Annotated in this window: 26 protein-coding genes; 16 read left to right on the forward strand and 10 right to left on the reverse strand. The window is 67.3% G+C overall.

Annotated elements, in window-relative coordinates:
• The first annotated feature begins 456 nt into the window (after positions 1 to 456).
• The 7 genes from C1924_RS02340 (at position 457) to C1924_RS02370 (ending at position 7,067) form a co-directional block, all read left to right on the forward strand.
• Positions 457 to 870 (forward strand): YciI family protein, encoded by a 414-nt coding sequence (locus C1924_RS02340; RefSeq protein WP_108763904.1) that lies wholly within the window; start codon positions 457 to 459, stop codon positions 868 to 870.
• A gap of 72 nt (positions 871 to 942) precedes the next feature.
• The gene (locus tag C1924_RS02345) at positions 943 to 1,365 is read left to right on the forward strand and encodes a VOC family protein (protein ID WP_108763905.1); all 423 of its coding nucleotides are present in this window, start codon (positions 943 to 945) and stop codon (positions 1,363 to 1,365) included.
• Between the two features lie 40 nt (positions 1,366 to 1,405).
• A complete protein-coding gene (locus C1924_RS02350) occupies positions 1,406 to 1,816 on the forward strand; it encodes a VOC family protein (protein ID WP_108763906.1) in 411 nt (136 codons plus the stop codon).
• Between the two features lie 58 nt (positions 1,817 to 1,874).
• A complete protein-coding gene (locus tag C1924_RS02355; RefSeq protein ID WP_108763907.1) occupies positions 1,875 to 3,161 on the forward strand; it encodes a sigma-70 family RNA polymerase sigma factor in 1,287 nt (428 codons plus the stop codon).
• A gap of 75 nt (positions 3,162 to 3,236) precedes the next feature.
• Positions 3,237 to 4,886, forward strand: coding sequence for a M28 family metallopeptidase (locus C1924_RS02360; RefSeq protein ID WP_108763908.1), 1,650 nt, complete (start codon positions 3,237 to 3,239; stop codon positions 4,884 to 4,886).
• 161 nt (positions 4,887 to 5,047) lie between these two features.
• Positions 5,048 to 6,307, forward strand: a complete 1,260-nt coding sequence (locus tag C1924_RS02365) for a histidine kinase (protein WP_108763909.1) — start codon at positions 5,048 to 5,050, stop codon at positions 6,305 to 6,307.
• Entirely contained in the window at positions 6,297 to 7,067 is a 771-nt protein-coding gene (locus C1924_RS02370; RefSeq protein ID WP_108763910.1) for a LytTR family DNA-binding domain-containing protein, read from the forward strand. Before C1924_RS02365 ends, C1924_RS02370 begins: the two co-directional genes overlap by 11 nt.
• A gap of 74 nt (positions 7,068 to 7,141) precedes the next feature.
• Here the strand turns inward: C1924_RS02370 and C1924_RS02375 are convergent, their stop codons facing one another.
• A complete protein-coding gene (locus C1924_RS02375; protein ID WP_108763911.1) occupies positions 7,142 to 7,756 on the reverse strand; it encodes a hypothetical protein in 615 nt (204 codons plus the stop codon).
• Between the two features lie 309 nt (positions 7,757 to 8,065).
• On the opposite strand from C1924_RS02375, the gene C1924_RS02380 reads away from it, so the two are divergent.
• Complete coding sequence (locus C1924_RS02380) at positions 8,066 to 8,995, forward strand: oxygenase MpaB family protein (protein WP_108763912.1); 930 nt, start codon at positions 8,066 to 8,068, stop codon at positions 8,993 to 8,995.
• 128 nt (positions 8,996 to 9,123) lie between these two features.
• Here the strand turns inward: C1924_RS02380 and C1924_RS02385 are convergent, their stop codons facing one another.
• The gene (locus C1924_RS02385; protein WP_108763913.1) at positions 9,124 to 11,235 is read right to left on the reverse strand and encodes a M13 family metallopeptidase; all 2,112 of its coding nucleotides are present in this window, start codon (positions 11,233 to 11,235) and stop codon (positions 9,124 to 9,126) included.
• A gap of 288 nt (positions 11,236 to 11,523) precedes the next feature.
• Between C1924_RS02385 and C1924_RS02390 the strand changes: the two genes are divergently transcribed.
• On the forward strand, positions 11,524 to 14,475 hold the full coding sequence (locus C1924_RS02390) for an EAL domain-containing protein (protein ID WP_254051202.1): 2,952 nt from the start codon (positions 11,524 to 11,526) through the stop codon (positions 14,473 to 14,475).
• A gap of 130 nt (positions 14,476 to 14,605) precedes the next feature.
• Here the strand turns inward: C1924_RS02390 and C1924_RS02395 are convergent, their stop codons facing one another.
• Positions 14,606 to 15,487: a LysR family transcriptional regulator gene (locus C1924_RS02395; protein WP_108763915.1), complete on the reverse strand. Its 882-nt coding sequence runs from the start codon at positions 15,485 to 15,487 to the stop codon at positions 14,606 to 14,608.
• Between the two features lie 95 nt (positions 15,488 to 15,582).
• Between C1924_RS02395 and C1924_RS02400 the strand changes: the two genes are divergently transcribed.
• The 4 genes from C1924_RS02400 to C1924_RS02415 all read left to right on the forward strand — a co-directional run bounded on the left by C1924_RS02400 (position 15,583) and on the right by C1924_RS02415 (position 19,239).
• Positions 15,583 to 15,993 (forward strand): DoxX family protein, encoded by a 411-nt coding sequence (locus tag C1924_RS02400; protein ID WP_108763916.1) that lies wholly within the window; start codon positions 15,583 to 15,585, stop codon positions 15,991 to 15,993.
• Positions 15,994 to 16,023: 30 nt separating this feature from the next.
• Positions 16,024 to 16,830, forward strand: a complete 807-nt coding sequence (locus C1924_RS02405; RefSeq protein ID WP_108763917.1) for a class III extradiol ring-cleavage dioxygenase — start codon at positions 16,024 to 16,026, stop codon at positions 16,828 to 16,830.
• Positions 16,827 to 17,480, forward strand: coding sequence for a phospholipase (locus C1924_RS02410; protein WP_108763918.1), 654 nt, complete (start codon positions 16,827 to 16,829; stop codon positions 17,478 to 17,480). The genes C1924_RS02405 and C1924_RS02410 overlap by 4 nt, the downstream gene beginning before the upstream one ends.
• A gap of 109 nt (positions 17,481 to 17,589) precedes the next feature.
• Complete coding sequence (locus C1924_RS02415; RefSeq protein WP_108763919.1) at positions 17,590 to 19,239, forward strand: Na+/H+ antiporter; 1,650 nt, start codon at positions 17,590 to 17,592, stop codon at positions 19,237 to 19,239.
• Positions 19,240 to 19,314: 75 nt separating this feature from the next.
• Here the strand turns inward: C1924_RS02415 and C1924_RS02420 are convergent, their stop codons facing one another.
• Complete coding sequence (locus C1924_RS02420) at positions 19,315 to 19,563, reverse strand: DUF3297 family protein (RefSeq protein ID WP_108763920.1); 249 nt, start codon at positions 19,561 to 19,563, stop codon at positions 19,315 to 19,317.
• Between the two features lie 89 nt (positions 19,564 to 19,652).
• On the opposite strand from C1924_RS02420, the gene C1924_RS02425 reads away from it, so the two are divergent.
• Entirely contained in the window at positions 19,653 to 20,195 is a 543-nt protein-coding gene (locus C1924_RS02425; protein ID WP_108763921.1) for a hypothetical protein, read from the forward strand.
• Between the two features lie 42 nt (positions 20,196 to 20,237).
• Here C1924_RS02425 and C1924_RS02430 read toward each other — a convergent pair whose 3' ends face one another.
• The 5 genes from C1924_RS02430 to msrB all read right to left on the reverse strand — a co-directional run bounded on the left by C1924_RS02430 (position 20,238) and on the right by msrB (position 23,481).
• A complete protein-coding gene (locus tag C1924_RS02430; RefSeq protein WP_108763922.1) occupies positions 20,238 to 20,510 on the reverse strand; it encodes a DUF4031 domain-containing protein in 273 nt (90 codons plus the stop codon).
• Positions 20,511 to 20,523: 13 nt separating this feature from the next.
• Positions 20,524 to 21,024 carry a hypothetical protein gene (locus C1924_RS02435; protein ID WP_108763923.1) on the reverse strand — a complete coding sequence of 167 codons (501 nt, stop codon included), beginning with the start codon at positions 21,022 to 21,024 and terminating at the stop codon, positions 20,524 to 20,526.
• A gap of 67 nt (positions 21,025 to 21,091) precedes the next feature.
• On the reverse strand, positions 21,092 to 22,066 hold the full coding sequence (gene motB, locus C1924_RS02440) for a flagellar motor protein MotB (protein WP_108763924.1): 975 nt from the start codon (positions 22,064 to 22,066) through the stop codon (positions 21,092 to 21,094).
• A 3-nt stretch (positions 22,067 to 22,069) separates the two neighbouring features.
• Positions 22,070 to 22,924, reverse strand: coding sequence for a flagellar motor stator protein MotA (motA, locus tag C1924_RS02445; RefSeq protein ID WP_079220484.1), 855 nt, complete (start codon positions 22,922 to 22,924; stop codon positions 22,070 to 22,072).
• Positions 22,925 to 23,013: 89 nt separating this feature from the next.
• Positions 23,014 to 23,481: a peptide-methionine (R)-S-oxide reductase MsrB gene (gene msrB / locus C1924_RS02450; protein ID WP_108763925.1), complete on the reverse strand. Its 468-nt coding sequence runs from the start codon at positions 23,479 to 23,481 to the stop codon at positions 23,014 to 23,016.
• A 138-nt stretch (positions 23,482 to 23,619) separates the two neighbouring features.
• Here msrB and C1924_RS02455 point away from each other — a divergent pair, with 138 nt between their 5' ends.
• On the forward strand, positions 23,620 to 24,009 hold the full coding sequence (locus tag C1924_RS02455) for a classical arabinogalactan protein 4 (protein WP_108763926.1): 390 nt from the start codon (positions 23,620 to 23,622) through the stop codon (positions 24,007 to 24,009).
• Positions 24,010 to 24,111: 102 nt separating this feature from the next.
• Positions 24,112 to 24,303, forward strand: coding sequence for a lana protein (locus C1924_RS02460; protein ID WP_108763927.1), 192 nt, complete (start codon positions 24,112 to 24,114; stop codon positions 24,301 to 24,303).
• 142 nt (positions 24,304 to 24,445) lie between these two features.
• Here the strand turns inward: C1924_RS02460 and C1924_RS02465 are convergent, their stop codons facing one another.
• Positions 24,446 to 24,925 (reverse strand): winged helix-turn-helix transcriptional regulator, encoded by a 480-nt coding sequence (locus tag C1924_RS02465; protein ID WP_108766941.1) that lies wholly within the window; start codon positions 24,923 to 24,925, stop codon positions 24,446 to 24,448.
• Positions 24,926 to 25,056: the final 131 nt, after the last annotated feature.

Raw genomic sequence — 25,056 nt, forward strand, 5'->3', positions numbered from 1 at the left:
ACCCCGCCCGGCCCCGGACAGGTTCACGCGGCTGACCCACCACGGGAAATCAAAAACAAAGGCAAGAGCGGGTCGCTTCGCTCGCAAAGCCGAGGCCGCCAGCGCATTGCTTTGGCTTTGGCTTTTGTTTTTTCTCTTGATCTTCCGGGGTGGGCGCGCGGGAATGTGTCCGTGGCCGGGAGGGTGGGTTGGCTGGGGGCGTGAGCCGCATGGATGCGGCGACCGAGCCTACATGGACGTATTCACGGCGTCCCCCAGCCAACCCACCCTCCCGGCCAAACGCCAGTCCCAGGATTTCAGCAGCTCACCACGGAGGGGCTCCGCCGTTCGCCGATCCCCCGCCGCAGGCGCGCTTTCCGCGCAGGAAATAATTCTCACGGAACCTGTCGATTCCCGCCCTCCCGGTTCGTCGTACCAGATGAAGGGCACGCAGAACGCTGCCCACCGGAGACCGACATGAAAGTGATGGTGATCGTCAAAGCCAACGCCGATTCCGAAGCCGGCCGCATGCCCAGCGAACAGGGACTGGCTGAAATGGGCGCCTACAACGAACAGCTCGTCGCCGCCGGAATCATGCTCGCCGGTGAAGGCCTGCACGCCACCGCACGTGGCCGCCGCATTCATTTTGGTGCAGCCGCCCCGCAGGTGCAGGCCGGTCCGTTCGGCCCGCCTGACCAGCAGATCGCCGGCTTCTGGCTGTGGAACGTGCGCTCGCTGGACGAGGCCATCGAGTGGGCCAGCCGCGCCCCGTTCGGCGCCGGCGGCACCCTTGAGCTGCGCCCGCTGATCACCGCCGAAGATTTCGGCGAGGCCTTCACTCCCGAATTACAGCAGCAGGAACAGCGTCTGCGGGACCAGCTCGAAAACTGACCGGACCCACACCGCGACCCCCCGAATGATCCGCCGGCATGACCCGGCGCAACCACCCAACGGAGTACCGCCATGAAACTCATTCCCTTCCTTGGCTTCAGCGGCCAGGCCCATGATGCGATGGCCTTCTACGCCAAGGCCCTTGGTGGCCAGGTCACCTCGGAAATGAAGTACCGCGACATGCCCCCGTCCGATGGCTCGCCGGGCTGCAATGAAATGCCGGCCGAAACCCTCGATCATGTGGCTCACAGCCAACTGGAAATCGGTGGCGCCATCCTGATGGCAGCCGATGGCCCCGGCGGTGGCGAGGGCGGTTCGACCACCATCAACGTGGATGTGGACAGTATCGAAGAGGCCGAGCGCGTGTTTGCTGCACTGGCCGAGGGCGGCCAGGTGCAGATGCCGATTGCCGAAACCTTCTGGGCCCATCGCTGGGGCATGCTGATCGACCGCTACGGCAAGCCGTGGATGGTCAACTGCATGAAGCAGCCCTGATCCCGTCCCCTTTCCCGTTACCCGCAGAGGAAACGCAACGATGAGTGCACCGCAACCGCAGATGATCTTCGTCAACCTGCCCGTGCTCGACCTGCAGCAGTCCAAGGCCTTCTTCAGTGCGCTGGGCTACAGCTTCAACCCGGCGTACACCAACGAGGATGCCGCCTGCATGATCATCAGCGAAAGCATCTTCGTGATGTTGCTGGTGAAGCCGTTCTTCCAGCAGTTCACCAACAAGGCCATCGCCGATGCGCATGCGCAGACCGAGGTGATCACCTGCCTGTCGGCGGACAGCCGCAGGGCGGTGGACGTGCTGGTGGACAAGGCGGTGGCCGCTGGGGGCAGTGAACCGCAGCCTGCGCGTGACTATGGCTTCATGTACCAGCGCAGCTTCCAGGACCTGGATGGCCACCTGTGGGAAATCGCACACATGGACGGCGAGCCGGGCTGATGGCCGATGCCGTGCGGGGGCGCTTGTACGGGTACGGCCTGCGTGCTGTGATCGGGGCATGACCGAACCTGCCCTGAGCCAGCGCCTGGAAACCCTCTGGCGGATGGAATCGCCGGTGTTGATCGCGCGCCTGGCGCGGCTGCTCGGCGGTGATGTCGGCCGTGCCGAGGAGCTGGCACAGGACACCTGGCTGGCCGCGCTGGAGCGCTGGCCGGCGCAGGGCTTCCCGGACAACCCCGGAGCCTGGCTGATGACCACTGCGCGCAACCGCGCCATTGATGTGCTGCGCCAGCACCAGCGCGTGGCGCAGCAGCATGCGCAATGGGGTGAGGAGCTGCACCCGGCGGCACTGCCTGCGCCGGATGAAAGCCAGGCACTGGAAGATGACCTGGGCGATGACCTGCTGCGGCTGATGTTCGTGGCCTGCCACCCGGTACTGCCGGCCGATGCACGGGTGGCGCTGACCCTGCGCCTGCTGGGCGGGCTGACCACCAGCGAGATCGCCCGCGCCTTCCTGCAGCCGGAGCCGACCATCGCCCAGCGCATCGTGCGGGCCAAACGCACCCTGGTGCAGAAGCAGGTTCCCTACGAAGTGCCGCGCACCGAGGCGCTGCCCGAGCGGCTGGCGTCGGTGCTGGAAGCGATCTATCTGGTGTTCAACGAAGGGTATGCGGCCAGTGCCGGCGATGACTGGATGCGGCCGGCACTGTGCGAGGAGGCCCTGCGCCTGGCGCGCATTCTCGCCCACCGCCTGCCCGCGCCGCCGGTGCTGGGCCTGCTGGCGTTGATGGAACTGCAGGCGTCGCGTGCGGCGGCGCGCGTGGATGCTCAGGGCGAGCCGGTGCTGCTGGACGTGCAGAACCGTGCGCGCTGGGACTGGTTGCAGATTGAACGTGGCCAGCAAGTGCTGGAACGCGCGCTGCAGGCCGGTGGCGGTGATGATGCCTATGTACTGCAGGCACGCATCGCGGCCTGCCATGCGGCGGCGCGCCGCGCGGAAGACACTGACTGGGCACGCATTGCCGCGCTCTATGCGCGGCTGCTGCAGGTGATGCCATCGCCGGTGGTGGCCCTCAACCGGGTGGTCGCGGTGTCACGCAGCGACGGCGCGTTCGCCGCCTGGGCGTTGTTGCAGCCACTGCTGGTGGATGCGCGCCTGCAGGGCTATGCGCCTTTGCAGGTGGTGCGCGGCGAGCTGCTGCTGCAGTTGGGGCGGGAACGTGATGCGCGGGATGCGTTTGCCGCGGCGGCGGCATTGACCGGCAATGCACGGGAGCGGGCGTTGCTGCTGTCGCGCGCCCATCGAACGGGGTCAGAGCCCTTTCCCGACGGGAAAGGGCTCTGACCCCGGTCCCAGGACAGGGCGCGGGCCTGTCGATTCCCATTACACTCCGGAAGGATTTTCCTGCTGGAGAGAGCAATGAAACGAGCGGTACTGGGCATGCTGGCCCTGTCGGTGTCGAGCGCACTGATGGCGGCCACGCCGAAATTCGATGGCGCGCGGATCTCCGCCGACGTCAAGGAGCTGGCCTCTGACGCCTACGAGGGCCGTTCGCCGGCCACCGCGGGTGAAGAAAAGACCATTGCCTACCTCAGCAAGCAGTTTGCCGCCGCCGGCCTGCAGCCGGGCGGTGACCTGAAGGACGGCAAGCGCCTGTGGACCCAGGCCGTTCCGCTGCGCAAGGGCGACATCGTCGGCACGCCGCAGCTGGCCCTGCATCAGGGCGGCAAGACCCTTACCCTCGACCAGGGCAAGCAGATCGCCGTACGCGCGGCGATGAACGGCGCTACCGAGGTCGATATCAGCAAGGCGCCGCTGGTCTTCCTCGGCTACGGCGTGAAGGCGCCGGAGCGCAACTGGGACGACTTCAAGGGCGTGGACCTGAAGGGCAAGATCGCGGTGGTGCTGATCAACGACCCCGATTTTGAAACCGGCAAGGGCGATTTCGATGGCAAGGGCATGACCTGGTACGGGCGCTGGCCGTACAAGTACGAGGAAGGCGCACGCCAGGGCGCGCTGGGTGTGCTGATCGTGCACGAGACCGCACCGGCGTCCTACGGCTGGGCCACCGTGGCCGGTTCCAACACCAACACCATGTTCGACGTGGTGCGTGACAACCCGGGCGAAACCCATCCGTTGCTGGAAGGCTGGATCCAGCGCGACCTGGCCGTGGAGCTGTTCCGCTCGGCCGGGCAGGACTTCGAGGCGCTGAAGAAGAAGGCGCAGCAGCGCGACTTCACCCCGGTACCGCTGACCGGTGCCAGCCTGGATGCGAAGTACGCGGTGAAGACCGAAGTGATCACCTCGCACAACGTGGCCGCGCGCCTGGAAGGCAGCAGCCACCCGAACGAGACCATCATCTACAGCGCGCACTGGGACCACATCGGCGTGGGCGAGCCGGATGCACGTGGTGACCGCATCTTCAACGGCGCGCTGGACAACGCCAGTGGCACCGCTTCGCTGATCGAACTGGCGCGCGGCTTTGCCAAGGGGCCGCGCCCGCAGCGCTCGCTGCTGTTCCTGGCGGTCACCGCGGAGGAGAAGGGCCTGCTGGGTTCGGAGTACTACGCCACCCATCCGCTGTACCCGCTGGAAACCACGGTAGCCGCGATCAACATGGACGGCATGGCGCCGTTCGGGCCCTCGCGCGACTTCGGCATCTACGGCACGGCGCGCTTCGAGCTGCTGGACCAGCTGAAGGACGTGGCCAAGGGCTGGGACATCCGCTACACCCCGGACCCGAAGCCGGAAGCCGGCCTGTTCTTCCGTTCCGATCACTTCTCGTTCGCCAAGCGCGGCGTGCCGGCGCTGTCCTGGTCGGCCGGTGAGGACTGGGTGGACGGTGGGGTTGCCGCTGGCAAGAAGGCTTCGGCCGATTACACCGCCAAGCGCTACCACCAGCAGGGTGACGAATGGCAGCCGGACTGGGTGTTTGCCGGTGCCGCCCGCGACCTGGAAGTGCTCTACACGCTGGGCAGCCAGCTGGCCAATTCGCGCCGCTGGCCGAACTGGAGCACCGACGAGTCGTTCCGCGCCGTGCGTGACAGCAGCGCCGACCAGCGCAGGTAAGAGGAACCGGTGTGGTGCCGGCCAGCGGCCGGCACTACCGGGACCAGCCGATACGATCAGATCGGCTTCCATCCCCGCTTTCCGGCGCTTCGTCGCAGGGCGCTTGTCAGCCTGGTGGGCCGGCCTATGCTCGGCTCACCCCCTTCCTCCAAGGCGCCGTCGTGATCGCCAGTCTCACTCTCATCTTCCGTCACCTGTTGGCCTGGGCCGTGGCACTGCTGGTGGCCGGCATGGTCTGGAGCGGCATCTTCAGCGGCATGAATGACGGCCCCGGCTGGATCTTCGGCCTGCTGGCGATGTTCCTGATGATCAGCGCGCTGGGCAGTGCCATCACCCACGTGCGCCGGGTGTGGCTGATTGCCGGACGCCTGGACGGCAGTACCCTGTCCGGGCACCAGCGGCGCCAGATCGAGGTGCCGCTGGATGCCGGCCCGGCCTTCGCGCTGGTAGAGGCCGCCGTGGCCGAACTGCCGCGCGTGGAAGACGTGGAGAGCGCCGCTGGCAGCCTGCAGGTGCGCGCCTATGTGCGCCGCGTCGACCCCTGGAATGGCCGCCAGCCGTCGCGCTGGAACCTGCCGGCACGGCTGGCCATCAAGCGCAACAGCGTGCAGGCCACGGTCACCCCGGGACAGGGCACCAGTACCGTCACCCTGTTGTTCGAGCCTGACGCCGGCTGGTGGGCCGATCTGCTGGCGCTGGACGAGGGCAGCAACTTCGAGAATGCCGAGGCGGTCACCCGCGCGATCACCCGGCGCGTGGCCGACCAGCGCCGCGACGAGCAGGCCGCCGCCGAACAGACCCAGGTGGAAAAGGAACTGTCGGTGGCCCGCCTCAACCTGCTGCATGCGCAGGTGGAACCGCACTTCCTCTACAACACCTTGGCCAACGCGCAGGTGCTTACCCGCACCGATCCGGGCCGTGCCGAACAGATGCTCGGCCACCTGATCCAGTACCTGCGCAGTTCGCTGCCGCAGGTGGATGAATCGGTATCCACGCTGGGCGTGGAACTGGAGCGCACCCGCGCCTACCTGGAAATCCTGCGTATCCGCATGGGCGCGCGGCTGGCGGTGGAGGTGCAGGTGCCCAACGAACTGCACGGCGTGCACCTGCCGGCGATGGCATTGCAGACGCTGGTTGAAAACGCGATCAAGCACGGCCTGGAACCCAAGCCCGGCGGCGGCACGATCTGGATCCTAGCGCGTGGTTTCGATGACCACGTGACGGTGACCGTGGCCGACGACGGCCTGGGCTTCGGCCAGGGCACCAGCGGTACCGGCATCGGCCTGAAGAACCTGCGCGAGCGTCTGCGCCTGACCTGCGGCGAGCAGGCCGGCGTGGCCATCGTCGCCAATTTCCCCAGCGGCGTGGCCGCCACCATGACCCTGCCGCAGCCCGCCAAGGAGCGCAGCCATGCCGCTTGAAGCCCTGATTGCCGAAGACGAGGAACTGCTGCGGCAGTCGCTGGTGGAACAGCTGGGCCGGTTGTGGCCGGAACTGAAGCTGGTGGCCGAGTGCGAGGATGGTGCCAGCGCACTGGAACAGCTGGCCGAGAAGCAGCCGGACATCGCCTTCCTGGATATCCGCATGCCCGGCATCAGCGGTATCGAGGTGGCGCGCGCGCTGTCCGAGCTGAGCCCTCGCACGCAGGTGGTGTTCGTCACCGCCTATGACCAGTACGCCATCGATGCGTTCGAGCAGGGGGCGATGGATTACCTGTTGAAGCCGGTCAGCGATGAGCGCCTGCTGGCCACGCGCGAGCGCCTTCTTTCGCGGCTGCCCACTGCGCGCCAGGATGATGCGGTGCTGGAACGCCTGCTGCAGCGCCTGGGGCCCTCATCGGGCGCCGCCGAGCGCCCGCCGCTGGCCTGGATCACCGCCAGCAATGGTCGCGATACGCAGTTGATCATGCTTGAGGACGTGGTCTACTTCCGCGCCGACAACAAGTACACCACCGTGGTCACCGGTGCGGGCGAGAGCCTGCTGCGCACGCCGCTGCGCGAGCTGCTGGAAGTGCTCGACCCGCAGCACTTCCGCCAGGTGCATCGTTCGACCATCGTCAACATGAAGGCGGTGGCGGCGGTCAGCCGTGACGACACCGGCCGCGGCGTGCTGCGCCTGCGCCAGCGGCCGGAGACACTGGTGGTCAGCCAGCCCTTCATGAGCCTGTTCCGCGGCATGTAGAAAGAACAATGCCACCGTGACCGTGCACGGTGGCATTGTGGATCCCCCCACTTCCCTGGATCAGCGGGCCCGCATCAGTAGGCGGGCTGCAAGGTCAGATCGTGGTGGTGTTCGGTTTCGCCGACATGGTTGAGGCGCCCGACCAGTTCCGAGTGCTGCCGCATGCGGCCGATCTCGGTCATGATGCGGATGTCCTCGTGGCGCAGTTCGCGCTTGGAGGTAACGGCCTGCTTGTAGTCCAGCACCTCCGGGTAGTGCTCGGCCAGATCCAGCGCCTCGGCCACGCATTCAACGCTGTCGGCCTTGGAGGTGATGCGGGCGCGGCTGTTGAACGCTTTCATCCAGCGCTCGAAACCGGCCTGCTGGTCGAACATGTTGGCCATGAACCAGATTACGAAGAGGATCGACACCCACGAGCCGAACACCACGACCACGCGGGTGAAGGTGATGTGGTAATCGTCGCGCCAGAGGTAGTTGGCGATCAGGCCAAGAATGAGCAGTGAGGCTGCCTGCCAGCCGATGATCGAGGCGATCAGCCATTGGCACTTGGCTTGGGCCAGCACCGCCACTTCATCGCGGATCTGCTGCTCGCTGAGGTTGCGCCAGTGCGCGACCTGTTTGTCGAACGGGCTGTGGTAGAGCTCGTTGTCGCGAAGCAGTAGTCCCAAACCCTTGAACAAAGCAATCATGGCTGGCTCCCTTGTGGAACGTGCGTCGATCAGCATTGGACGGTGTGGCGGGTTCAGTTCTAGCACTTCCAGCGGGCGGTGCAATGGGCGCAATGCCTACGGCGGCAAGGGTTTTGTATGAACAGGTGAAGTTTGGTGCGTTGCAGCATCGCGCCCAAGGCCTGCGACAAGATGTCGCAGGGTGAAATGTGCTGCGGCTGCACATGAAACCCTGGCTGAGCCTCCAGGCTCGCCGTGCCGGGCGGGATCGCCCAGAATCGAGGTGGACCGCGCAGATCGCGGCCGTTTCCGCCACCGATTGGACCTGAGATGTCGCTGCTGCTGCACCGTCTTTCCCGCCCCGTCACCGCGCCCATCCGGCGCTGGGTGCTCGACGCCTTCCCGCGCGGCCAGAGCGGCATCGATTATGACCATCCGCTGGGCGACCCAGGCTGGTTCGGACCGGACAGCGTGACCTGGCGCATGCACGCCGAGCTTCCCTCGATGCTGGCTGGAGGCCTGTGCGCGCTGATGCTGCAGACCCTGCACCCGCGCGCGCTGGCCGGGGTGTACGACCACTCCAACTTCCGCCAGGACCTGGTCGGGCGCCTGCGCCGGACCACCGCGTTCGTGGCCGGCACCAGCTATGCGCCCGCTGCGGAAGTGGAAAAACTGGTGAGCAAGGTGCGCCGCATCCATGCGCAGATCCGCGGTCGTACCGCGCAAGGCGAAGCCTATGCCGCTGATGATCCCCAGCTGCTGACGTGGGTGCATGTGACCGAGGCCTTCGGTTTCCTGCAGGGGTACCGCCGCTATGGCCGCGAGGTGCCGGAAGCGATTGCCGACCGCTACTACGACGAGTACCGCTGCGTGGCCGAGGCTCTGGGCGCGGTGGATGTGCCGCGCAGCGAGGCGGAGGTGGCCGCCTACTTCTGCGCACGGCAACCGGAGCTGCTGGCCGATGCGCGGTCGCGCGAAGTGCTGGAGGTGCTTTCGGCGGTCAACCTGCCGGTGCCCATTCCTGGGCTGTCGCGCGCGGTGTTCCTGGGCGCGGGTGCCGCACTGCTGCCCGACTGGGCCGAGGCGATGCTGGAACGTACCGCGGGCCAGCGCACGCAGGCGGCAGCGTCGGCGCGGTTGATGCAGGGCATGGCACCGTTGTTCCGCCGCGCGCTGCCCGATGGCCTGGCCACGCGCGCCTGCGCACGCGTGGGGGTTCCGGTGGACGTGTTGCGCGAGTGGCCCGAAATGCTCCGGTAGGTGCCAACCTTGGTTGGCACGCATTTCACGGTGCCGTAAAAGCGCCAACCAAGGTTGGCCTCTACCGGAGCAGGCTACGCCGTGGCATCCACCAAAACGGGCGCCTCGCGGCGCCCGTTTCCATCACATCACCACACCTTGACCCGCTTGTCCGGGGCCAGGTACAGCTTCTGGCCTTCCTTCACTTCAAACGCCGGGTACCAGGCATCGATGTTGCGCACGGTCAGTGCACGGTACTGGCCCGGTGCATGCACGTCGGTCAGCAGGCCATTGCGCAGTGCCTGCTCGCGGCTCTTGCTGCGCCACGCCTGTGCGAAGCCGAGGAAGAAACGCTGGTCGGGGGTGAAGCCTTCCAGGGTCTGGCCCGGCTTGCCCTGCAGCGACAGCTGGTAGGCATCGTAGGCGGTGCCCAGGCCGGCCACGTCGGCGATGTTCTCGCCCAGGGTCAGCTTGCCGTTGACGTGCACGCCGGGGAACGGCTCGTAGCTGCTGAACTGCGCGGCCAGTGCGTCGCCGGCAGCGTTGAACTGCTTGAGGTCTTCAGCCGTCCACCAGTTGTGCAGCTTGCCGGTTTCATCGAACAGCGCGCCGGCATTGTCGAAGCCGTGGCTGATCTCGTGGCCGATCACCGCACCGATGGCACCGTAGTTCACCGCGTCGTCGGCGGCGCCGTCGAAGAACGGCGGCTGCAGGATCGCGGCGGGGAACACCAGGCGGTTCTCCAGCGGCACGTTCATCGCGTTGATGGTCTGCGGCAGCATGGCCCACTCGCTGTGGTCCACCGGCTTGCCCAGCTTGGCGATGTTGCGCTCGTACTCGAACCGTTCGGCGCGCTGCGCGTTGCCCAGCGGATCATCACGGCGGATCTCCAGGCCGGTGTAGTCGCGCCACTTTTCCGGGTAGCCCATGCCCACGGTCAGGCCGGCCACCTTGGCCTTGGCGTGTGCCTTGGTCTGCGGCGACATCCAGGCCAGGGCGTCGATGCGCTTGGCGAAGGCGGCGATGATGTTCTTCGCCATTTCGTCAGCACGTTCCTTGGTTTTCGCGTCGAAGTGCTTTTCCACATAGCGCTTGCCGATGGCTTCACCGACGGCGTGGTTGGCATCGTCCACCGCACGCTTCCAGCGCTCGCTCTGCTGCGGGGTGCCGCTCAGCGCGGTGCCGTGGAAGGCGAAGCGGGCGTCGGCGAACTTCTTCGGCAGGTAGGCGGCGGCGCGGTCGAGTGCGTGGAAGGCCAGGTAATCCTTCCACACGTCCAGCGGTTCGGTGGCCACCAGCCTGGACAGCCCGGCCACGGCCTTGGGCTGCCACACGATGAAGTCCTGCTGCTGGCCCAGCTTGGCTGCGTCCAGGAACGCGGCCCAGTCCATGCCCGGTGCCTTCGCGTTGAAGTCCGCCTGCGTCCACGGGTTGGCGCCCAGGGTCACGTTGTTGGTTTCTTCCTGGCTGGCGTGGGCCTGGGCGATCTTCGTTTCCAGCGCGAGGATGCGCTGCGCCTTGCCGGCCGGATCGGCCACGCCGGCCAGCTGCAGCACCTGCGCGATGTACGCCTGGTACTGCTTGCGCAGTTCGGCCATGCGGCCATCGCCGAGGTAGAAATCGCGGTCGGGCATGCCCAGCCCGCCCTGCACCAGGTACGGCGCGGTACGGTCCGGCTGCAGCATGTCCACCGACACCCACAGGCCGAACAGGTGGTCGGTGTAGAAATTGGTGGCGTTGAGCAGATCGACGTCGGCGCGCATGTCGCCGCCCAGCGCACGTGCCAGGCCGGCCTTGTCGGCGATGCCGCCGATGGCAGCCAGCTGCGGCTGCACGGGCGCCAGGCCGCGCTTCTCGATGCCGGCCTCGTCCATGAACGCGGCGTAGTAATCGCCGATGAGCTTGTCATCGCCGCTGGCCTGCGCATTGCCGGCCGCGCCTTCCAGGATCGCGCGGGTGTCGGCCTGGGTCTTTTCGGCGATGACATTGAAGCTGCCAAAGCGCGAGCGGTCGGCCGGAATCTCGGTGTTCTTCACCCAGGTGCCGTTGGCGAAGCCGAAGAAGTCGTCGCCGGCGGCGATGCTGCGGTCCATGCCGCTGGCATCGAAGCCGAAGCTGCCCAGCATCGGCTTGGCCGGGGCAGGGGTGGCATCGGCCGGTGCGGCGGTGCCGGCGGCCGGTTCGGCGGGGCGATCGCAGGCGGCCAGGGACAGGCTGGCGACGATGGCCAGCGCCAGGGTGGGACGACGCAGCTTGGACATGAACTTCTCTTGCGGCGGGAAAACCCCAAGTCTAATCCCCTGCGCGTGTGCTGACCGCGCCGCCAAGGGGGCCGCGCTGTGCGCGATCTGGCTGAACACGGGCCGGCGATCTTCACGCCGTCACCGACGTGGTGCATGCTGCATCCCAGAGAGCGGTGCGGCCATGGGGAAGATGGCGCACCGCACAGACCCAGGCGTCAAGAATGCCGATCTGCGGCCGCTCTGGTCGGGGATGTGGAGGAATCGTTCGCGCATGAAGCCAGTCGTCTGCACAGGGAACACCGACCGATGCCAGCGTTGAAGCACGCTCTGGCCCGGCCCTTGCGCGCCATCACCTGGGGCGGCGTTGCCGTGGGTGTGCTGCTGGCGGTGGTGCTGGCGGTGATGCTGACCAACGACTACCAGCGGCGGCTGGAAGCTGCGCAGCGGCAGAGCCGTGCCATGGCTGTGGGCACCGAGCGGCTGCTGGCAATGGAACTGCGCAACCTGGAGCGGGCGATGGGTGGCATTGCCGCCGATGCCGCTGAGCTGTTCCGGCGCGTGCCGGCACAGGCGCCGGCGCTGCTGGATGCTGCGATCAGCGGCGTTCTGGGCCGCCACGCGGAACTGGAAAGCATCGTCGTGCTGGATGCCTATGGTCGTGCGCTCACCGCTGGCAAGGGCGATCTGCAGTTGCCGCTGTGGAGCGACCCGCAGCGGCGAGGGCAGGGCAGTGCGCTGTACCTGGGCCCACCGCAGCAGGCCATCGACGGCCGCTGGGTGATGCCGCTGGCGCTGCCGATGGAAGGCGACCGCTGGTTGCTGGCGCGGCTGCGCTGCGATGAACTGCAGCGCATCGTGGGTGGGCTGGACGTCGGCAGCCATGGGCTGGTGTCGATCAGCGACCGGGATGGCGCCATGCTGGCCCGCGTCCCCGACCCGCAGGGCACGGTTGGCCGCCGCTACACGCTGCCGGGGCGCGATCTGCTGGGCCGCGCGGCTGTGGTCGAGCTGGGCAGCATCCCCGGTGCGGTGGATGGCGTGCCGCGCATTTCCACCATCAGCACGCTGCAGCGCAGCCCGTTGGCGGTGCAGGTGGGATTGGCCGACCAGGACGTGCTGGCGCCGTGGTGGCCTTACCTGCACGCGGCGGTGGCCATCATGCTGGCCTACACCGGCGTGCTGCTGGTGCTGCTGTACGCGGTGCGCCGCAGTACCCGCAGCCAGCAGTCGATGGCCGAAGAGCTGCGCACCGGCCACGCGGAACTGGGCCTGGCCCACCAGGCCGGCCGGGTCTGCACCTGGCACGTGGACGAGGATGCGGCACTGCTGCACTGGTCGCCCCTGGCCCGCGAGATCTTCGGCCTGCAGACCGATGCCATGCCGGTGGCCGAGTTCTTCCACCGCGTGCACCACGAGGACAGCGAGCGCCTGCAACGTGCGTTCAACCAGGCGTTTGCCGGTGATGAAGTGCTGGACGAGGAATTCCGCCTGGTGCTGCCCGGTGGCCAGGTGCGCTGGGTGGCCGCGCGCGGTCAGCGGGTGGAAGTGGCCGACCGCCAGCGCCGCATGATCGGCGCGTTGACCGACCAGACCGAGCGCTACCGGGCGCGCGAACAGATGAGCCAGGCAGAGCGCCGCTTCCGCCTGCTGTTCGACCGCAACCCGGCACCGTTCTGGGTATTCGACCCGGACACCCTGCGTTTCCTCGAGGTCAACCACGCGGCAGTGGTGCAGTACGGCTACAGCCGCGAGGAATTCCTGGCGATGAGCATCCTCGACATCCGCCCGCGCGAAGGCTGGGACGAGGTGAAGGGGGCGATCGCACGGGCCCGCGTGGGCGAGATGCAGGACGCCACGGTGCGCATGCACCGGCGCCGGGATGGCAGCGTGTTTGAAGTGCGTACGCACCTGTCCCGGTTGGACTTCGATGGCCAGCCGGCGTGCCTGGTGCTGGCCGAGGATGTCAGTGAGCGGCTGGCCTATGAACGCGACCTGGCCTACCGGGCGCGGCACAACCCGGATACCGGCCTGCTGACCGTGCGCGCGCTGACCGAGCAGCTGGACGCGCAGGAGAGCGCGTACACCATCGCCTACGTGCAGTTGCGCGGCCTGCAGCTGGTGGCCGATACGCTGGGCCGCGAGATCGGCGATGCCGTGCTGCAGTCGATGGCGCTGCGCCTGGGCGGGCTGGGAGCGCGCTTCGGCACGCTGGCCTTCCAGCCGGCGGAAGATTTCGTGCTGGCCATTGGTGGCGAACACACCGCACAGCGGGCCTTGGACGACCTGCTGCAGATCGTGTCGGCACCGATGCGCGGCAAGGATTCGCTGCACCAGTTCGAGCCGCGTATCGGCGTGGCGGTGCATGCGGTGGGCGATGGCCACACTGCCGAACAGGTGATCGGCATGGCGGCGCAGGCCGCGCATGCCGCGCGCGCCGAAGGCAACGTGATTGCCTGGTTCGATACCGCCGTGACCACCCGCCTGGCCGATCGCCTGCGCCTGGCCGCGCGCATCCACGCTGCCATCGACAACGAGTTCCAGCTGTATTTCCAGCCGATCCGCCATGCCAGCGATGGCAGCCCGGCGGCGCTGGAGGCGCTGCTGCGCTGGCCGCAGGCCGATGGCAGCTTCATCCCGCCCAGTGAGTTCATCCAGCTGTGCGAGGACACCGGGCTGATCCTGGCGCTGGGGCGCTGGGTGATCCGCGCGGCGGCGCAGGCGCAACGGCGCCTGGTGGACGCGGGCTGGGGCGAACTGTCGATTGCGGTGAACGTGTCGGCGGTGCAGTTCTTCAACAGCGATCTGGTGGCCGAATTCACCCGCGCGCAGAAAGAGTTCGGCCTGGCCCGGGGCGCACTGCACGTGGAACTGACCGAAAGCAGCCTGATGCGCAAGCCGGCGCAGGCGATGCAGACCATGCAGCGCCTGCACGAGCAGGGCATCAGCGTGTCGCTGGATGATTTCGGTACCGGCTATTCCAGCATGTCCTACCTGCAGCACCTGCCGCTGGACATCCTGAAGATCGACCGCAGCTTCGTGGCCGATGTGGAAACCAACCCCCGCAATGCCTCGATCTGCCGCGCGCTGCTGTCGCTGGGCCACAGCATGGGGCTGACGATCATCGCCGAGGGCGTGGAAACCCCGGGCCAGCTGAACTGGCTGGCCGCGCATGGGTGCGACCAGGTGCAGGGCTATCTGCTGGGGCGCCCGGCGCCGCTGGAGCAGATCATCGATTCGTTGGATGAGGTGGTGGCCTAGAAAGACGCGTTCAGATGAAGGCGGTAGAGTCGACTGCCAGTCGACTGCTCTTCGCATGAATCCACAACATCCGCGCTGCGCGCGGAAGTCGACTGACAGTCGACTCTACCGTGACAGCCCCTGCGGGGCGTCACACCCCCGCATCCATCAGGTAATCGATGAAGCTGCGCACCTTCGGGGCGAGGTGGCTGCGGCTGGTGTAGACAGCGAAGATGCCGATCATGGGCACGTCCCATTCCGGCAGTACGCGCACCAGGCGGCCATCGGCGAGGGCATCTTCCAGCAGGAAATCCGGCTGCAGGACCACCCCCATGCCCGCGATGGCCGCTTCGCGCAGCACATCGCCGTTGTTGGCCTGCAGGATGCTGTTCACCGTCACCCGCGTTTCGCCACCGGGCCCCTGCAGCGGCCACTGGTTGCCCGAGGCCCAGTAGCTGTAGCCCAGGCAGTCGTGCTGTTCCAGTTCCTGCGGGGTGTGCGGTGTACCGCGCGCGGCCAGGTACGACGGTGCGGCGCACAGGCTGATGCGGGCCTGGCCCAGCCGCCGCGCGATCAGCGCCGGGCTCGGCTCGCGGGTGATGCGGATGGCCACGTCGTAGCCTTCCTCCACCATGTCCACCAGACGGTCGGACAGCGCAATGTCCAGTTCCACCTGCGGGTAGCGCTGGCGATAGCCGGCCAGCAGCGGGCCCAGGCGGGCGATGCCCCAGCTGACCGGTGCATTGATGCGCAGCGTGCCCGATGGTTCCAGCGCTTGTGCGCCGATGCTCGCTTCCAGCGCGTCGAACTCAGCCAGCAGGCGCACGCACTGTGCGTAGTAGGCCGCGCCCGCACTGGTCGGGCTGACACGCCGTGTGGTGCGGTGGAGCAGGCGGGTGGAGAGGCGCTTTTCCAGTGCGGCCACCTGCCGGGTCACCCCGGCCGTGGACATGTCCAGTACCTGGGCGGCGGCACTGAAGCCATTGCGTTCGACCACCGTGACGAACACGCGCATTGCATCCAGGGTGTCCATTGTTTCGCCTTCTGCAACAAATACGGTCAGATCATCGTATTTATCGGCCCCGACGAGCGCAATAAGCTGTGCCCACTCCTTCCGAGGTGCCTGCCATGTCCACCCCCTCCCGCTCGCTGTCACCGCTCGCTCCCTATGCCGCCACGCTGTTGCGGCTGGCACTGGGCGGCCTGTTCCTGGCCCACGGCCTGACCAAGCTGCTGGTGTTCACCCCGGCCGGCACTGCGGCGTATTTCCGGTCGCTGGGTCTGCCCGGTGCGTTGGGCTACTTCACCCTCGTGGCCGAGCTTGGCATCGCCACCGCCCTGCTGCTGGGCGTGTACGCGCGCTGGATCGGGCTGCTGGGCGTGCCGCTGCTGCTGGGCACCATCGTCACCGTGCACGGCGCCAATGGTTTCAGCTTCGCCAATACCGGCGGCGGCTGGGAATACCCGGCTTTCTGGGCGCTGGCCCTGGTGGTGCTGTTCCTGCTGGGCGATGGCCGCTGGAGCCTGCGTTCGCGCTGATCGTCCCCCGAAAGAATTCCTGGAGGTTCCATGTCCCGCCTGCCTTCGCTGTACATCTCCCACGGTTCGCCGATGACGGCCCTGCATCCGGGCCAGGTCGGCGTGCGCCTGGCCGAGCTGGCCCGCGACCTGCCGACGCCGCGGGCGATCGTCATCGCTTCGGCGCATTGGCTGGCGCGCCAGCCGCTGGTTGGCGGCCATCCGCAGCCGCCCACCATCCACGATTTCGGCGGTTTCCCGCGCGAACTGTTCGAGCTGCAGTACCCGGCCCCGGGCGACCCGGCGCTGGCCGAAGACGTGGCCGGCCGCATCGCCGCTGCCGGGCTGCCGGTGGCCATCGATACGCAGCGTGGCCTCGACCACGGCGCGTGGGTGCCGCTGCGCCTGCTGCGCCCGCAGGCCGACATCCCGGTGGTGCCGGTCTCCATCCAGCCGATGCTGGGCCCACAGCACCAGTACGCGCTGGGCCGTGCGCTGGCGCCGCTGCGCGAACAGGGCGTGCTGCTGATCGGTTCGGGCAGCATCACCCACAACCTGCACGACTGGCGCGATTACCAGGATGGCAAGGAAGCGCCGTACGTGCGCCCCTTCATTGAATGGGTGGAACAGCGCCTGTCTGCCGACGACCGCGATGCGTTGTTCGACTACCGCCGCCAGGCGCCATTCGCCGAGCGCGCGCATCCCACCGATGAGCACCTGCTGCCGCTGTACTTCGCGATGGGCGCAGCCGGCGAGGGCGGGTTCGGTGCGCAGCGCATCGATGCGGGCATCGACGCCGGCATGCTGGCGATGGATATCTACCGCTTCGATGGCAGCGCTGCGGCGGTGGCCGCATGAGCGCGGTGCTGCCGATGCTGGAACGGCCTGCGCAGGGCCGGGCCCAGGGACTGGTCGCGCTGCTGCATGGCGTGGGCAGCAACGAGCAGTCGCTGGCCGGCCTGGCGCAGGCGCTGGACCCGCGCCTGCACGTGCTGCTGCCGCGCGCACCGCTGGTGTTCGGCCCGCAGGCGTTTGGCTGGTTCACTGTGCGCTTCGGCGCGCAGGGGCCGGTGATCGACCCGGCCCAGGCCGAACAGTCGCGCCTGCTGCTGGGGGAGTGGCTGGCGGGGCAGCAGCAGCGGTTGGGCGTGGAAGCACGGCAGACCGTACTGGCCGGCTTCAGCCAGGGCGGCATCATGAGTGCCAGCGTTGCCCTCACTCAACCACAGCGGGTGAAGTCCTTCGGTGTGCTGTGCGGGCGCATCCTGCCGGAGATCGCCCCGCAGGTGCCGGCCGATATCGCCGATGCCGGGCTGGACGGTCTGCTGGTGCACGGCCATGCCGATGACAAGCTTCCCTATGCGCTGGCCGAAGCGGCTGCGCAGCGCCTGCAGGCGCTCGGCGTGGCCCACCAGCTGCGTGGCTACCCGGTGGGCCACACGCTGTCGGCGGACATGCAGCGGGACATCAACGGCTGGATGGAACAGCGTTTGCTGTCGCCGCACTGACGCGCATTCACACAGCAGGCCGCAGCGGGGGGCTGCTGTGTTAAGTTTTTTTCCAGTCTCCGGCGCACACCGGTTTTCCCGGCCCCCCGCGCCGCTTCCTGGAAGAAGCATGCATACCATCGAAGTCGTTCTGGCGATGCTGGTAGCCGTTGTCGCCAGCGGTTACCTGGTTCGCGTCCTGCCATTCTCCTTGCCTTTGCCGCTGGTGCAGATCGCGCTGGGCGCGGTCATTGCCGGTGTGTTCAACCGTGGCCACGCGCTGGAGCCGGAAGTGTTCTTCCTGCTGTTCCTGCCGCCGCTGCTGTTCCTCGATGGCTGGCGCATTCCCAAGCAGGGTCTGTTCCGCGATAAGGGCGCGATTCTCGAACTGGCGTTCGGCCTGGTGGTGTTCACGGTCATCGGTGCCGGTTTCCTCATCCACTGGATGATTCCGGTGATGCCGCTGGCGGTGTGTTTCGCGCTGGCGGCCATTGTTTCGCCGACCGACCCGGTGGCGGTGGGTGCGATCGCGGCCAAGGCGCCCATTCCCAAGCGCCTGATGCACATCCTGGAAGGCGAATCGCTGCTCAACGATGCATCGGGCCTGGTGTGCTTCCGCTTTGCCGTGGCGGCGGTGATGACCGGCAGCTTCTCGCTGGCCACCGCCTCGCTGACCTTCCTGTGGGTGGCCGTGGCCGGCCTGGCGGTGGGCGTGGCGGTCACGCTGGGCGTGTCCACGTTCCAGCGCTGGCTGTGGCGCCGCTTCGGCGAAGAGCCGGGCGCGGCGATGCTGGTCAACCTGCTCATCCCGTTCGCGGCGTACCTGCTGGCTGAAGAGATCCATGCGTCGGGCATCCTGGCTGCGGTCGCCGCCGGCATCGCGATGAGCTATGTCGAGCTGACCGGTCGCGTGTCGGGCAGCATGCGCGTGCAGCGCGCGGGCGTCTGGAACATGCTGCAGTTCAGTTTCAACGGCATCATGTTCGTGCTGCTGGGCGAGCAGCTGCCGGGCATCGTCGAGCGCGCCACTACCACCATGAACGAGACCGGCCACCAGAGTGCCTGGTGGTTGCTGGTGTACGTGCTGGTCATCAACGCCACGCTGATCGCGCTGCGCCTGCTGTGGGTGTGGCTGTCGCTGCGCTGGAACCTGCTGCGCGCGCGCCGTCGTGGCCTGGAGCGGGGCGAAGCACCGAACTGGCGCATCGTGGTGGCCACGTCCGTGGCGGGCGTACGCGGTGCCATCACCCTGGCCGGTGTGTTGACCCTGCCGCTGTTCCTGCCGGATGGCAGCGCCTTCCCGGCCCGTGACCTGGTCATCTTCCTGGCAGCGGCGGTCATCCTGTTCTCTCTGGTCGGTGCCAGCGTGGCGCTGCCGCAGCTGCTGAAGGGCCTGCAGCTGCCGGCGGATTCGGGCGAACGCAAGGAAGAGGACCTGGCCCGCAAGCTGTCCTCCAAGGCCGCGCTGGCCGGGGTGGAGCGCATGCGCCAGCAGCTGGTGATGAACCAGAATACCGAGAACGTGCAGCTGTACAACGATGCCGCCTCGCGGGTCAGCCTGCTGTACCAGCGCCATCTGGAAAAGGACAGCGACGGCCCCGACGTCGACCCGGAGAAGGTGAACCGGATGGAGCAGGGGTACCGCCAGCTGCGCAGCGCCGGCCTGAACGCCGAGCGCGAGGAGCTGTTCCGCCTGACCCGGCGCGGGGTGATCTCCGATGAGATCTCGCGGCGCCTGATCCGCAATCTGGACCTGCTGGAGTCGCGCAAGCGCGATTGATACCGGGCGGTGGACGGATCGGGGTCAGATCCCTTTCCTGCGGAAATGGATCTGACCCCAGGACCCGTGTGCCGGTTATTCCGGCTTCTGGTCCAGGAAATAGGCCTCGACCTTGCCCTTGACCTTCATGGTCATCGGGTTGCCGCGGCGGTCGCGGGCCTTGCCGGCCTGCACGCGGATCCAGCCTTCGCTGATCGAGTATTCCTCGACGTTGTCGCGCTCGATGTCGTTGAAACGCACGCCCACGCCGCGCTCCAGCGCCTGGGCATCATGGAAGGGGCTGGCCGGGTTGATCGCCAGGTGGTCGGGAGGGGTATCGCTCATCGCTTCATTCACAGTGACGGCCACCAAGGCCGGCTTCAGCGGCACAGGATAAACCGTAGAATGCCGGCCTGCCCCAAGGAGTGCCCGCCATGCCTGACAACAGCGATTATTTCGACTTTGAAGAAGACGCCCACGATTTCGACGAGGACGACTTCGAGGCGCGGGTCTGGAACCTGCTGGTGCTCATCAACCCCGGTGACGAGGAACTGGCACTGCAGCAGTTCAACCGCTGGCGCGAGCATCTGGCCGAGGATGGGCAACCGCTGGAAGCGGACAGCGACTGGGTACCCGCGCTGTTCACCGCCATCGCCTGGCAATCCGGCTTCGAGGTCGAGCGTGATGACCTGGAATCGCTGCAGTCGGCGGTGAACGAGCTGTCGGCCCGCTTCAACCTTCAGCTGGACTGGGGCGGCGATCTGGATGACGAGGATTTCGCTGCGGACCTGGACGGCGTGCAGCTGATGTCCACCGCCTTCGACCGCCTGCGCGAGCACAATTACACGCTATGGAGCGTGGATGCGGGCAGTGATGGGTTCACCGGCTGGATGGCCCTGACCCGCGACGACGATGCACTGCTGGCACTGTGTTCGCTGCTGAACGTGGAAGTGCGGCTGGGCAGCGATCCGTTCTGAGCGATGGCCGGGCCCGGCCCGGCAGTCGACCAACGGTCGACTCTACCGGTACTGCGCCCGTGCGTTGGCGATCACCGCTTTGACCAGGGCGCGGTCGGTATGCCGGGAAATGGCGCGTGCGCCGAGGGCGATCGCCTGCGCGCGCAGCTCCGCCGTGACATCGTAATGCGCACCGCTGGCCTTGTTCTGGAAGGCCCGCGGTGGAATGCCGAGCTGCGCCGCCATCGCGTGCAGCTCGGCCAGGGTGTCGGCCATCAGGTGCGCCCAGCGCTGTCCGCGCCAGGGATGCACCGCGTCATCGACGTAGACCGCCACCGTCGCGGCCGGTTCAGGCCTGCGGCTTGCCGTCGGTGTCGGCGGCGTCGGCCGGGGCGGCCTCGGCGTCGGCAGCGGCTTCAACCACGTCGCCTTCAGCGGTTTCAGCCGCTTCTTCGCCTTCTTCAGCCTGCTCGCTGGCAAATTCGGCCACCAGCTTGTCCAGGTACTCGTCTGCGGTCTGCCCGGCTTCGGCGGCCAGGGTGTCCAGCAGCTTCTGCATCAGCTCGGAATACTCCAGGTTGACCGTGCGGCCATCGGCTTTCTGCACGTTGGACAGGTGCTTGAGCATGGCCAGCATCGGCACCGGATTGTCGGCGTTGCCCATGGTCTGGCCACCGATGGCCAGCAGCCACTCACGGCCCTGCAGGCCGATGGCCGCGACGGCCTGGCCGTCTTCGTTGGTCAGCACGGCGTGGTTCTGCACCTGCTGCTGGGCGTTCAGGCGCAGGAACGGACGCTTGCCCTGCTGCTTCTTGCGCTTGTCGCGCTTGGCCTTGGAGTTCTGGGACATGAGGTGGGGTCACCTGGAAAGGGAAAGACCGCCATTGTAAGGGGCATGGCCGGCGGTGGGTCAGGGGTCAGAGCCCTTTCCCGGGGGAAAGGGATCCGACCCCGGGGACCGCCTCACCCTGCGCGGCCTGCACGTCCGGGTCGGCCACGGGTGCCGACAGCCCCACCTGCGGGCCGGCACCGGCCAGGGCGGCTTCTTCAGCGGCCTTGGTCATCACCACGATGCTGATGCGGCGGTTGATCGGGTTCTGCGGGTCGGCCTTGTCGAACAGCACCGACGAAGACAGCCCGACCACGCGGGTGATCTTGCTGTCGTCCATGCCGCCATCCACCAGCGCGCGGCGTGCGGCATTGGCGCGGTCGGCGCTCAGTTCCCAGTTGCCATAGCCGCGTGCGGCCGAATAGGCGGTGATGTCGGTATGGCCGGTCAGGCTGATCCGGTTCGGCACGTGGTTCAGGTACTCGGCCAGCTCGTGCAGGATCTGCTGGGTGTAGGGCTTCAGCGTGGCGCTGCCGAGGTCGAACATCGGCCGGTTCTGCTTGTCCACGATCTGGATGCGCAGGCCTTCCGGGGTCAGGTCCAGCAGCAGCTGGTCCTTGAACGGCTCCAGCGCCTGGCTCTTGCTGATCGCTTCCTGCAGCTCCTTCATCAGTGCTTCCAGCTGCTGCTTGTCACGCTGCTGCTGGTCCACCGGCTGCGGCACGGCTTCCTTCTGGTTCTGGAAGGGATCATTGCTGTTGCCGCGGGACACGTCGGTGGCGCCGCCCAGCTTGATCATCGAGGTGCTGGCGCCGCCGGGGCCGGCCATGCCGGGTGCGGGCGTGGGGCTCTGCCCGGCCAGCGGGCTGGGGTTGCGGAAGTACTCGGAAATCGCCGCGCGCTCGGGCTTGCTGGTGCTGGCCATCAGCCACAGCACCAGGAAGAAGGCCATCATCGCGGTCACGAAGTCGGCGTAGGCCACTTTCCACGAGCCGCCGTGATGGGCGGCGTGACCACCTTTTTTCACCCGGCGTACGATGACGGTGGGCTTGTTCTCGGCCATGGCTTACTTGACCGTTTTCAGGTGCTGCTCGAAATCGGAGAACGCCGGGCGCACGTTCGACGGCAGGGTCTTGCGGGCGAATTCCAGGGCGATCTTCGGGTTGTAGCCGCGCAGGCAGGCCAGCAGGGCGGTCTTGACCGATTCGTAGATGCGGCTGTCCTGCTCGGCACGGGCTTCCATCGCCGAGGCCATCGGGCCGACGAAGCCGTAGCCCATCAGGATGCCGAGGAAGGTGCCGACCAGCGCACCGGCCACGTGGCCACCGACTTCGACGATGTCGCCGCCGATCGAGCCCATGGTGATGACGATGCCCAGCACGGCCGCCACGATGCCGAAACCGGGCAGGCCGTCGGCCACCTTGTTCATCACCTGCGAGGGCGCCATGGCTTCGGCGTGGTGCTTTTCCAGCTCCAGCTCCAGCAGCGGTTCCAGCTCATGCGGCTCGATGTTGCTGCCGATCATCAGGCGCAGGCAGTCGGTGATGAAGTCGATCAGGTGGTGGTCGGCCTGCACCTTGGGGTAGTTGGCGAACAGCGCGCTCTCGGCCGGGCGTTCGACGTGGTCTTCCAGCGCCATGAAGCCTTCGCGGCGGGCCTTGTTCAGCAGTTCATACAGCAGGCTGAGGACGTCGATGTAATCCTGCTGCTTGTAGCGCGGGCCCTTGAACACACCCACCATGGCCTGCAGGGTCTGCTTGACGGTCTTGGCCGGGGTGCCCACCAGGAAGGCGCCGAGCGCGGCGCCGCCGATGATGACCAGTTCGTAAGGCTGCCAGAGGGCACCCAGGCGGCCGTGGGCGCCCAGATAGCCGCCCAGCACGCTGATGATGACGACCAGGAATCCAACGATGATGAGCATGGCGCGACGCAAGGAGGGGGGATATCTCCTTGTCGGCCTGACACCGGTGTTTCTGAAGAGGGAATTCTGTGAAGTCTGTCAGCGGGGTGTCAGCCCGCCGTTCCGGCCTCGGCGCCTTCGCGCTGCAGCGGATTGGGCCACGGCTCGCCATTGCCGGTGAAGGAAAGTGAGACCGAGTTCAGGCAGTGGCGCTCGAAGGTGGGCGGCGGACCGTCCGGGAACACGTGCCCGAGGTGGCTGCCGCAGCGGGCGCAGGTGATCTCGGTGCGGACCATGCCGTGGCTGGTATCGCGGATCTCGGCCACGTGCGCCGGGTCGTAGGGCGCAAAGAAGCTGGGCCAGCCGGTGCCCGAATCGAACTTGGTGCTGGAACGGAACAGCGGCAGGCCACACAGGCGGCAGCAGTAGACGCCCTCGCGCTTGTTGTCCAGGAACATGCCGCAGAACGGTGCTTCGGTACCGTGCTGCAGCAGCACGCGGCGCTCCTCGGCGCTCAGGCCGGCGACCAGGGCATCGGTCTGGGTGGCGGTGGGGGGCGTCAGATCGAAAGCGCTCATGCCGGCTCTCCGTGGGGTTGTGGCCTGGGATGCAGGCAAACGTGGGGGTAGGGGCAGGCCGTTGCAAGTGTGACGGCCATTCATGGCCGGCACACGGCGCGCGGTGCATGGTGGGGGTCTCACACGATGGAGCGTGCCATGAAACCGCGTCTCGTCCTTCTGCTGTCCGCGCTGCTGCCGCTGGTTGCCCAGGCGCAGATGCCGACGTCCTCCAGCCCCACCGCGACCCGCAGCACGAACAGCGTGAACCCGCCCCCGGTCGCGCCGCAGCCGCCGCCGCAACCGGCGAACCCGGCGCTACCGGTGCAGGTGCCGCGGCAGCAGGCGCAGCCGATCCGTTCGACCGGCCCGGCACAGGCGGCACCCGTATCGACGCCGGCCACACGCGCGCCGGACAAGGTGTATGACCGCAACGGCCGCATCGTGCCCGGAGTGAAGCCGGTCGGTCCCAACCGCGTGTTCGATTCGCGCACCGGCCGCTACTACGACAGCGTGCCGGCCGGTGACGGCCAGCAGATCAAGCCGTGATCGCCTGAACCCACGAAAACAATGCTGGGCCGATCACCGTTTTTTCGCCTGCGATTAACCGCGCCGGGACCACCTTGGCCCTGCACCGGCAGCCGCCGATGCATGTCCTTCGTCCACTGGATCGCGATCATGAAAAACCAGCAGAACCGTCATCCCGGCAAGGAGCAGCAGGGCCAGAGCCGCAGCCCGCAGCAACAGCAGCAGCAACAGATGGATGCGCAGCCGCCGCGGAAGGGCGGCAAGGCGCAGGAGCAGCGTCAGCAGGGGTCGCAGAAGCACCCGCAGCAGCGCTGACTGCCGCTGGGGTCAGAGCCCGTTGCACGGGATCTGACCTCCACAAGACCGGGGTCGGATCCCGCATGGCGGGCTCTGACCCACCACCTTCCCGGGGTCGGATCCCGCATGGCGGGCTCTGACCCCACAGCGGCCCAGGCGCTCAATCGGCGATCGGCAGGGCCCAGGTTTCCTTCACTTCTTCCATCACGATGTAGCTCTTGGATTCCCGCACATGCGGAAGGGTCAGCAGGGTGCTGCCCAGCAGCTTGCGGTAGCTGGCCATTTCGCTGATGCGTGCCTTCAGCAGGTAATCGAAGTCGCCCGAGACCAGGTGGCATTCCAGCACGTTGGGCAGCTTCAGCGCCGCGCGGCGGAACTCCTCGAAGATGTCCCCGGATTTGTACGCCAGGCTGATCTCCACGAACACCAGCAGGCTGGCCTTCAGCGCGGCCGGATCCAGGTGGGCGTGGTAACCGGTGATCACCCCTTCGCGTTCCAGCCGGCGCACGCGCTCGGTACAGGGGGTGGTCGACAGGCCGACCCGTTCACCCAGTTCGGTGAAGGAGATGCGGCCCTCGGCCTGCAGGATGCGCAGGATCTTGCGGTCGATCTTGTCCAGCTCGCGGGGACGTGTGGCCATGGCCGTCAACCTCTGGGGATGAATCGAAGGGAAACATCCTGCCTGTTGCCTGCAAATCAGGCAAATCAACCAGTAACGGAGGAATATACTTCCCCGATTATGCTCCCGGCGTGCTCAAACGCAGGGAATCA

Origin of the sequence: Stenotrophomonas sp. ESTM1D_MKCIP4_1, assembly GCF_003086895.1 — a bacterium.
Lineage (GTDB): Bacteria > Pseudomonadota > Gammaproteobacteria > Xanthomonadales > Xanthomonadaceae > Stenotrophomonas.

Coding starts and splice junctions, on each gene's coding strand:
- C1924_RS02385 (WP_108763913.1), bottom strand. CDS start 11,235: ATGTCCAAGCTGCGTCGTCCCACCCTGGCGCTGGCCATCGTCGCCAGC.
- C1924_RS02395 (WP_108763915.1), bottom strand. CDS start 15,487: ATGGACACCCTGGATGCAATGCGCGTGTTCGTCACGGTGGTCGAACGC.
- motB (WP_108763924.1), bottom strand. CDS start 22,066: ATGGCCGAGAACAAGCCCACCGTCATCGTACGCCGGGTGAAAAAAGGT.
- msrB (WP_108763925.1), bottom strand. CDS start 23,481: ATGAGCGCTTTCGATCTGACGCCCCCCACCGCCACCCAGACCGATGCC.
- C1924_RS02370 (WP_108763910.1), top strand. CDS start 6,297: ATGCCGCTTGAAGCCCTGATTGCCGAAGACGAGGAACTGCTGCGGCAG.
- C1924_RS02390 (WP_254051202.1), top strand. CDS start 11,524: ATGCCAGCGTTGAAGCACGCTCTGGCCCGGCCCTTGCGCGCCATCACC.
- C1924_RS02380 (WP_108763912.1), top strand. CDS start 8,066: ATGTCGCTGCTGCTGCACCGTCTTTCCCGCCCCGTCACCGCGCCCATC.
- C1924_RS02455 (WP_108763926.1), top strand. CDS start 23,620: ATGAAACCGCGTCTCGTCCTTCTGCTGTCCGCGCTGCTGCCGCTGGTT.
- C1924_RS02355 (WP_108763907.1), top strand. CDS start 1,875: ATGACCGAACCTGCCCTGAGCCAGCGCCTGGAAACCCTCTGGCGGATG.
- C1924_RS02400 (WP_108763916.1), top strand. CDS start 15,583: ATGTCCACCCCCTCCCGCTCGCTGTCACCGCTCGCTCCCTATGCCGCC.
- C1924_RS02350 (WP_108763906.1), top strand. CDS start 1,406: ATGAGTGCACCGCAACCGCAGATGATCTTCGTCAACCTGCCCGTGCTC.
- C1924_RS02410 (WP_108763918.1), top strand. CDS start 16,827: ATGAGCGCGGTGCTGCCGATGCTGGAACGGCCTGCGCAGGGCCGGGCC.
- C1924_RS02360 (WP_108763908.1), top strand. CDS start 3,237: ATGAAACGAGCGGTACTGGGCATGCTGGCCCTGTCGGTGTCGAGCGCA.
- C1924_RS02345 (WP_108763905.1), top strand. CDS start 943: ATGAAACTCATTCCCTTCCTTGGCTTCAGCGGCCAGGCCCATGATGCG.
- C1924_RS02405 (WP_108763917.1), top strand. CDS start 16,024: ATGTCCCGCCTGCCTTCGCTGTACATCTCCCACGGTTCGCCGATGACG.
- C1924_RS02425 (WP_108763921.1), top strand. CDS start 19,653: ATGCCTGACAACAGCGATTATTTCGACTTTGAAGAAGACGCCCACGAT.
- C1924_RS02420 (WP_108763920.1), bottom strand. CDS start 19,563: ATGAGCGATACCCCTCCCGACCACCTGGCGATCAACCCGGCCAGCCCC.
- C1924_RS02340 (WP_108763904.1), top strand. CDS start 457: ATGAAAGTGATGGTGATCGTCAAAGCCAACGCCGATTCCGAAGCCGGC.
- C1924_RS02460 (WP_108763927.1), top strand. CDS start 24,112: ATGTCCTTCGTCCACTGGATCGCGATCATGAAAAACCAGCAGAACCGT.
- C1924_RS02465 (WP_108766941.1), bottom strand. CDS start 24,925: ATGGCCACACGTCCCCGCGAGCTGGACAAGATCGACCGCAAGATCCTG.
- C1924_RS02415 (WP_108763919.1), top strand. CDS start 17,590: ATGCATACCATCGAAGTCGTTCTGGCGATGCTGGTAGCCGTTGTCGCC.
- motA (WP_079220484.1), bottom strand. CDS start 22,924: ATGCTCATCATCGTTGGATTCCTGGTCGTCATCATCAGCGTGCTGGGC.
- C1924_RS02435 (WP_108763923.1), bottom strand. CDS start 21,024: ATGTCCCAGAACTCCAAGGCCAAGCGCGACAAGCGCAAGAAGCAGCAG.
- C1924_RS02375 (WP_108763911.1), bottom strand. CDS start 7,756: ATGATTGCTTTGTTCAAGGGTTTGGGACTACTGCTTCGCGACAACGAG.